Here is a 7849-nt window from a genome sequence, read left to right on the forward strand (position 1 = left end):
CCTCGCCCCCGTCCCCCGAACCTCTCAACCAGGAGTGCATGTGATGACCGCCGGTGTCGACATCCGCGTCGAGAAGGGTCACGCCGACCCCGAGGAGCTCGCGGCGCTCACGGCGATCCTGCTGGCCCGGGCGACCTCCGCGGCGTCCGCCGGACCCGTCGCCCGCGGCGGCTCGGTCCGGGCCGGCTGGCGCCGTCTGGAACGCGAGCCGGGCTTCCGGATGCCCCACAGCTGGCGCTGACCCCGCCACACGCCACACGCGCCGCGGCCCGTCCTCTCCCCCGTGGGAGGGCGGGCCGCGGCGCGTTCGGGCAAGGGTGCGGGAGCGGGTGCGCGACGGACCGGGGCCGGCGCGAGGCACGGGCCCGCCGCACGGGTGCGCGGGGCCCTGCGCAACCGCTCGGGGGGTGCGGGACACCCGGCCGCCGACAAGCCCGTCGGACGGAGCCCGCGCCCTCCGGACCGCCCGAGGCCGCCCTGGCGCCGACAGGGGACGCCCCAGGGGACCGACAGCGCCCCGTGGCCCCCCGAGGCCGCCCCGGGACCGACAGGGGTCGCCCCAGGGTCGGACAAGGGCCGCTCTGGGACCGCCAGGGCTGCCGGCGCCGTCTGGGCCCCCTGGAACGCCGAATCCGGCGGCGCCGTGTGGGGCGCCGCCGGATTCGGGGCGGTTCGTCGGCCGGTGCCGTCGCGTCGCGCGGACGGCTTCCCCGGAGGCGGGTCTACCGGAGGCGGGCCATCAGGGCGTGCTCGACGAGCGTGATGAGGGCCGACTTGGCGTCCGCCCGGTGCCGCGCGTCGGTGGTGATGATCGGGGTGTCCGGCCCGATCTGCAGCGCCTCCCGCACCTCCTCCGGCTGGTACGGCTGGTGGCCGTCGAAGCCGTTGAGGGCGATGACGAAGGGCAGGCCCGAGTTCTCGAAGTAGTCGACCGCGGGGAAGCAGTCGGCGAGACGCCGGGTGTCGACCAGGACCACCGCGCCGATGGCGCCGCGGACCAGGTCGTCCCACATGAACCAGAACCGGTCCTGTCCGGGGGTGCCGAACAGGTACAGGATCAGGTCCTGGTCCAGGGTGATGCGGCCGAAGTCCATGGCGACCGTGGTGGTCTTCTTGTCCCCGGTGTGGGTGAGGTCGTCGATGCCCGCCGAAGCGGACGTCATCACGGCCTCCGTGCGCAGCGGGTTGATCTCCGAGACCGCGCCGACGAACGTGGTCTTGCCCACGCCGAAGCCGCCCGCCACCACGATCTTCGCTGAGGTGGTGGAGCGGGAAGGACCACCGTCAGAGCTTGCGAAGTCCACTGAGCACCCTTTCGAGCAGTGTCACGTCTGGCTGGCCGCCGGCGCTCTCGTCGCCGCCGGGCTGATGGATGGCGACCAGGCCCGCCTCCGCCAAGTCGGCGACGAGGATCCTGGCCACGCCGAGAGGGAGCTGCAGCAGGGCCGAGACCTCGGCGACCGACTTGATCTCCCGGCAGAGGTTGCAGATCCGCTGATGCTCGGGCAGCTGCCCCTGCATCTGGTGCGGCTGCGCGGTGGTGTGCACCAGCGCCTCGATGGCGAGCTGGTAGCGGGGCCTGGTACGGCCGCCCGTCATGGCGTACGGACGCACCAGGGGGTTCTTGGCCGCCTGTGACTGGCCGCCGGCGGGCGAAGGCTCGTGAGCCCGCCGCTGGGGTGCCACAGGACGGTCGTACGGCGCAGTCGGCTGCCCGTACTGCTGTCCCTGACCCTGCGGGTTCTGGGGGGCGTACGACTGCTGGTGCGTGTGGCTCGCAGCGGAGGAGAAGTCGTACGACTGCTCGCCGTGCTGCCCGTTCTGGCCGTGGTCGTAGGACCAACCGCCCTGGTTCGGACCGCCTGGGGGTGTTGCCACTCTCTCTCTCCTCCTCCAACTGTGCCGGGCGCCCAACGTGTGGAAGCCGCGTCCCGAAACCTTACGGTCTCGGGACGCCAAGACGCACGCGGGTCCTGCTAGTTGAGCAGGCTCCCCTGAAGCTCCGCGCGCAGATCCGGCGTAAGTACCGTACCTGCACGGTCGACCAGGAGTGCCATCTCGTATCCCACCAGACCGATGTCCGCATCGGGGTGGGCCAGCACGGCGAGGGACGAACCATCCGAAATGGACATGATGAAGAGGAAACCCCGCTCCATCTCGACCACGGTCTGGTTCACATGGCCGCCCTCGAAGATCCGCGAGGCTCCCGCGGTCAGCGAGGTCAGACCCGAGGCGACCGCCGCGAGCTGGTCCGCGCGGTCACGCGGGAAGCCTTCCGACATCGCCAGAAGAAGGCCGTCGGCGGAGACCACCACGGTGTGGGAAACACCGGGGGTGTTGTCCACGAAGTTGGTGATCAACCAGTTCAGGTTCTGCGCCGCCTGGCTCATCGGGCTCACACTAACGCTCCTGGTTGTAGGTGCTGTCAGGACCACGGAACTGGTTCCCGTCGGCCTGGCCGTTCGTTTCGTTGCCGGCGGTACGTCCGCGCTGGACGCCCCGCCGCAGGTTGCTCAGCCGGCCCCGCACTTCGTCGGGGTTGCGGGAGACCTGCGGACCGCCCTGCGGGGTCGCCTCGGCGGTGCCCTCCACGAGGTTCGCCTTGGGCACCCGCTTCGGCAGGCCGGAAGAGGTCACTCCGCCCGCCTTGGGCTTGCGGAGCTTGGACGCGGACTCCCAGCGGTCGTCGTTGGAGGACCGCCAGTCGTCGCCGGCCGCAGCCGGGCCCTGGCCGTTGCCCTGACCGGCGCCGTCACCGAAGCCCCCGCGCCGCGGAAGTCCGGAGTCGGTCGTCGCCGGGCCCTGGCCGAAGCCTACGCCGCTGGACATGCCCGCGTCAGCGCCCTGAGGCGACCCCGCGTCCGCGGGGTAGCCCTCGGCGTAGCCGCTCTGGTAGCCCTGCTGCTGCTGCCAGTCGCCCTGGTAGGGCTGCTCGGCGTAGTTCTGGTAACCGTCCTGGCCGTCGCCCTGCTCCTGCGTCCGGCCGGGCTCCGCGTAGCCCTGCTCGCCGGCGCCGTAGTACGACTCGTCGTAGGCCGGCTGCTCCTGGTAGCCCTGCTGGTCGTAGCCGCCGTCCTGGTAGCCCTGACCCTCGTCGAACCCCTGGCCCTGGCCGTCCTGGTAGCCCTGGCCGTCCTGGAAGTCCTGCGGGTGGGTCTGGGCCTCGAGGGCGGCGCGGCGCTCCTCGCGGAGGAGCTGGCGTCCGACCGAGTCGAGCTCGCGGGCGTCCTCCCCCGGCTGCTGGTAGCGGCTGTCGTCGAAGCCGAGCTCGGCGGCGGTCCGCAGCGGGGCCTGCTCGATCGGAGCCTGCTGCTGGTACTGCTGCGGGATGATCTGCGAGACCGTGAACTCGTCGGCCGGCACGTTCTGCGCGGCGCCACCGTGCGTGATGTTGTCCGGGAGCATGACCAGCGAGGTGGTGCCGGCCTGCTCGCCCGAGGGGCGGAGCTGGACGCGGATGCCGTGCCGGTCGGACAGGCGGCCGACCACGAAGAGGCCCATGTGCTGGGAGATCGCGGCGTCCACGGTCGGCGGGTTGGCCAGCTTGTGGTTGATGTCCGCGAAGTCCTCGGCGGTGAGGCCGATGCCCTTGTCGTGGATCTCGATCATGACGCGGCCGTCCGGCAGACGGGTCGCGGTGACGCGGACCTTGGTCTGCGGGGAGGAGAACGTGGTCGCGTTCTCCAGCAGCTCGGCGAGCAGGTGCACGAGGTCGGTCACGGCGCGGCCGTGGATCTCGGCCTCCGGGACGCCGGCCAGCTCGATGCGGTCGTACTGCTCCACCTCGGAGGAGGCGGCGCGCAGGATGTCGACCAGCGGGACCGGCTGGTCCCAGCGGCGGCCGGGCTCCTCGCCGGCGAGGACCAGGAGGTTCTCGCCGTTGCGGCGCATACGGGTCGCCAGGTGGTCCAGCTTGAAGAGGTTCTCCAGCTGGTCCGGGTCGGCCTCGTTGTTCTCCAGGTCGGTGATCAGGGTCAGCTGGCCCTCGATCAGGGACTGGTTGCGACGCGACAGGTTGGTGAAGATCGCGTTGATGTTGCCCCGGAGCAGTGCCTGCTCCGCGGCGAGCCGGACCGCCTCACGGTGGACCTGGTCGAAGGCGCGGGCGACCTCGCCGATCTCGTCGGTGGTGTTGATCGGAATCGGCACCACGCGGGTGTCGACCCGGCCCGGGTCGGTGCGCGAGAGCTGGTCGACCAGCGTCGGCAGGCGCTGCTCGGCGACGTCGAAGGCCGCGTTGCGCAGGTCGCGCATCGAGCGGCTCATCTGACGGGCGACGAGACCGGCCAGCACGAAGGCGGCGATCAGGGCGAGGAGCACGGCGCCGGCGGCGACGAAGGCAGCCGTCCTGGCGTCGTCGGCGACCTGCTGCGAGCCCTCCACCGCGGCCTCGGTCAGATCGGACTCGATCTTGCCGTAGGCCTCGAACTTCGGGTCGTTGACCGCCTGCCAGGTCTCGGCGGTGACGCCGATCTGCTTCAGCGTCGCCTTGCCCACGGGAGTGCCCGGGTCGTTGAGGAGGATGGCGCCGATGATCTCGGTGGTGTCGGTGAGGTTCTTGTGGAACGGCGTCTCGGCCGCCGTCTCCGCGAACTTCCGCTTCACCTCCACCATCTCGGACTCGAGGCGCTCCTGGTCCTCGACGCGGCCCGCGCCGGTGTACTCCTCGATCGCGATGCGCTCGAGGTAGGCGTACGAGGAAAGGGTGACGCGCTGCTTCAGCCGCCCGCTGTCGTCCGTGTCCGGCTTGACCAGAAGATGCGTGCCGATCGAGCGCTGCAGCGACTGGGCGCCCTTGGTGAGCGACATGGCGTACGCGGTACGGCCGTACGAGGCGACGTTTCCCTCGTCGAGGGTCAGCTCGTTGGCGAAGTCCATGAGGGGGTGGATGACCTGGACGTACCCCTCCTCGGTGCTGGTGCCGGGGAGCAACTTGGTGTACGCCCGCTCGCGCAGGGCCGGGAGCTTCTCCTCGGCCGCCACGAACAGGTCCTTGCGGCGCTGGAGGCTCGGCGTGTCCGGAAGTTCCTTGAGCACCTGGTCGAACTCGGCGCCGGCCTTGTCGCTCCGCTCGCGGAGCTCCTTGACGACCGGGTTGTTCTTGCCCTTGCCCTCCAGGAGCGGGGCCGCGCTGAGGTCACGCTCCTCGGACAGGGCGTCGGCGTAGTTCAGGGCGCCGCGGACGACACGCGCGGTGGCGGCCGCGTCCTCGGCCTCCTGCCACGTGTCGATGGATCCCTTGACCTCGACGGCGGCCAGAATGAGACCGAGGACGACGGGTATCAGGAGGATCGCGTTCAGACGCGTACGCACCCGCCAGTTGCGGGGCGAGAGACGGCCACCGCCCGCGTCGGGCGTGACCACCGGCTCGGAACCGGGCAGCTCCTCCGACCCCGCCCGCGGGGGCGGCGTGAAGTTGCCCCGGGCCGACGGCTCGGGTCCGTTCTTGCTTCGCCTCACTCGACCAACAACCTCTCGGCGGTCGGCACCTTCGTCGTGCCGCGGTGTCTCTGGGCCCTTGTGACCAATGGGCAGTTCTGGCATTCCAGCACGTGGGTACGGACAGTTCCAAACGTCCGGACGCGACTGATCCACGCCACGAAAGGGACCCGTAAAAGGGACATAAGGAGTGTCGTCCGGCAAATGGCGGGGCGTTTGTACGCGTAGCGGCACCGGCCGACCGCGCCCTGTGGCATCAGGTGACAGATATCTCTGTCGAAATGTTATGAACTCCTGCCCCCGGGTGGCCAAGGCCACAGAGGGCTTTTGATGCAGGTCATAACTCCTGTGCACGACGGTGCACTTGATGTGTACCACGAACACATTCCGTACGGCACCCCCCACGAATTCCGTGCCGCTCCCGCACAGCGGAAACCCGGCCGCGCCGGCATGCGCGCGACCGGGTTTTCGCAGGCCGCGGGCCTACGGGCGCAGTCGCGCCATGAGCGCGTGCTCCACGAGATTGATCAGGGCGCCCTTCGCCTCGGTGCGGTGGCGGGCGTCCGTGGCGATGATCGGGGTGCCGCTGCTGATCTGCAGCGCCTCCCGCACCTCCTCCGGCTGATATGCCTGCTGCCCGTCGAAGTTGTTGAGGGCGACCACGAAGGGCAGGCCCGAGTTCTCGAAGTAGTCGACCGCGGGAAAGCAGTCGGCGAGACGCCGGGTGTCGACCAGGACCACCGCGCCGATGGCGCCGCGGACCAGGTCGTCCCACATGAACCAGAACCGGTCCTGCCCGGGGGTGCCGAACAGGTACAGGATCAGGTCCTGGTCCAGGGTGATGCGGCCGAAGTCCATGGCGACCGTGGTGGTCGTCTTCCCGGACGTGTGGCTCAGGTCGTCGATGCCCGCCGAGGCGGAGGTCATGACCGCCTCGGTGCGCAGCGGGTTGATCTCCGAGACGGAGCTGACGAACGTGGTCTTGCCGACGCCGAAGCCGCCCGCCACCACGATCTTCGCCGAGGTCGTCGCCCGGCTTCCGTCAGAGGTTGCGAAGTCCACTGAGCACCCTTTCGAGCAGTGTCACGTCCGGTGCACCGCCGTTGTTCTCGTCGCCGCCCGGCTGGTGGACGGCGACCATGCCCGCCTCGGCGAGGTCGGCGACGAGGATGCGCGCCACGCCCAGGGGCATGGACAGCAGGGCCGACACCTCCGCCACCGACTTCACCTCGTGGCAGAGGTGACAAATGCGCTGATGCTCGGGGAGGAGTCCCCCTGTCTGTGCCGGATTCGCGATCGTGCTGATCAGCGCCTCGATGGCGAGCTGATAGCGCGGCCGCGTCCGGCCGCCGGTCATGGCGTAGGGCCTGACCAGCGGCCCCTCTTCACCGTACTGATCTCTGTACGGATCGTGAGCGGCGGAAGGCGGGTTCATTGATCCTCCGGGCGGACAGCAAGTCGGGTTGAAGTGCCGCGGGCCGGTGGGGGGTTGCGTGCATGACGGCCGGACGGTGGGGGGTGTCGGTCACATGGCGCGGGCAGCTCAGCGGAGCAGGCTGCCCTGGAGCTCCGCGCGCAGGTCGGGCGTGAGGACGGCGCCTGCACGGTCGACGAGAAGAGCCATCTCGTAGCCCACCAGGCCGATGTCGCACTCCGGGTGGGCCAGGACGGCCAGGGAAGAGCCGTCCGAGACGGACATGATCAGCAGGAAGCCGCGCTCCATCTCGACGACGGTCTGGTTGACGTGGCCGCCCTCGAAGATCCGCGAGGCTCCCGCGGTCAGCGAGGTCAGGCCCGACGCGACCGCAGCGAGCTGGTCGGCGCGGTCGCGCGGGAAGCCCTCGGACATCGCCAGGAGCAGACCGTCGGCGGAGACGACGACGGTGTGGGAGACCCCGGGCGTGTTGTCCACGAAGTTGGTGATCAACCAGTTCAGGTTCTGTGCAGCCTGGCTCATCGGGCTCAACTAGCGCTCCTGCTGGTGAGTGGGGTTCGGGAAGGAACCGGTCTGGCCCGAAGTGGCCTGCCGGCCCTGCGCGATGCCCCGGCGGAGATTGGTCAGCCGGCCCCGCACGGCGTCGGGCGCGCGGGAGACCTGCGGCCCGCCGGTGTGCTGGTTCTGCTGCGCGGTGCCCGGGACGAGGTTCGCCTTGGGTACCCGCTTGGGCAGGCCGGACGTGGTGACGCCGCCCGCGCTGGGCTTGCGGGCGCGCTCGGCCTGGCGGGACAGCTCGTCGTTGGGCGAGCTGCGCCAGGGTGCCGCGGACGGCCGCTGGGCCGCCTGGGCCCCGGGCCGCTGCGGGGCCGGCGGCTGCTGCGCCGGCTGCTGGGGGGTGCGCTGCGGGGCCTGCGGCTGCTGCGGACGGCGGGGCTGGCCCGGCGCCTGCTGCTGCGGGGCGGGGCGGGCCGC

8 protein-coding genes and 1 pseudogene are annotated in these 7849 nt (G+C 70.8%); 1 reads left to right on the plus strand and 8 read right to left on the minus strand.

Features of this window, described 5'->3' with window-relative positions:
* Nucleotides 1-43 precede the first annotated feature (43 nt).
* On the plus strand, nucleotides 44-241 hold the full coding sequence (locus tag ACOV8S_RS13555; protein ID WP_351112010.1) for an acyl-CoA carboxylase epsilon subunit: 198 nt from the start codon (nucleotides 44-46) through the stop codon (nucleotides 239-241).
* A 481-nt stretch (nucleotides 242-722) separates the two neighbouring features.
* Here the strand turns inward: ACOV8S_RS13555 and ACOV8S_RS13560 are convergent, their stop codons facing one another.
* The 8 genes and pseudogenes from ACOV8S_RS13560 to ACOV8S_RS13595 all read right to left on the minus strand — a co-directional run.
* Nucleotides 723-1304 carry a GTP-binding protein gene (locus ACOV8S_RS13560; protein ID WP_108954241.1) on the minus strand — a complete coding sequence of 194 codons (582 nt, stop codon included), beginning with the start codon at nucleotides 1302-1304 and terminating at the stop codon, nucleotides 723-725.
* Nucleotides 1285-1878 carry a DUF742 domain-containing protein gene (locus ACOV8S_RS13565; protein WP_448318075.1) on the minus strand — a complete coding sequence of 198 codons (594 nt, stop codon included), beginning with the start codon at nucleotides 1876-1878 and terminating at the stop codon, nucleotides 1285-1287. The genes ACOV8S_RS13560 and ACOV8S_RS13565 overlap by 20 nt, the downstream gene beginning before the upstream one ends.
* 98 nt (nucleotides 1879-1976) lie before the next feature.
* Nucleotides 1977-2390: a roadblock/LC7 domain-containing protein gene (locus ACOV8S_RS13570; RefSeq protein ID WP_166021041.1), complete on the minus strand. Its 414-nt coding sequence runs from the start codon at nucleotides 2388-2390 to the stop codon at nucleotides 1977-1979.
* 10 nt (nucleotides 2391-2400) lie between these two features.
* Entirely contained in the window at nucleotides 2401-5460 is a 3060-nt protein-coding gene (locus tag ACOV8S_RS13575) for a nitrate- and nitrite sensing domain-containing protein (RefSeq protein ID WP_448318076.1), read from the minus strand.
* Between the two features lie 462 nt (nucleotides 5461-5922).
* Entirely contained in the window at nucleotides 5923-6501 is a 579-nt protein-coding gene (locus ACOV8S_RS13580) for a GTP-binding protein (protein WP_448318077.1), read from the minus strand.
* Nucleotides 6482-6874 (minus strand): DUF742 domain-containing protein, encoded by a 393-nt coding sequence (locus tag ACOV8S_RS13585; RefSeq protein WP_108954245.1) that lies wholly within the window; start codon nucleotides 6872-6874, stop codon nucleotides 6482-6484. Before ACOV8S_RS13585 ends, ACOV8S_RS13580 begins: the two co-directional genes overlap by 20 nt.
* A 108-nt stretch (nucleotides 6875-6982) precedes the next feature.
* The gene (locus ACOV8S_RS13590) at nucleotides 6983-7405 is read right to left on the minus strand and encodes a roadblock/LC7 domain-containing protein (RefSeq protein ID WP_108954246.1); all 423 of its coding nucleotides are present in this window, start codon (nucleotides 7403-7405) and stop codon (nucleotides 6983-6985) included.
* Nucleotides 7406-7849, minus strand: a pseudogene (locus ACOV8S_RS13595) (nitrate- and nitrite sensing domain-containing protein); the annotation flags it as partial.

The organism is Streptomyces sp. CO7, from assembly GCF_053474865.1.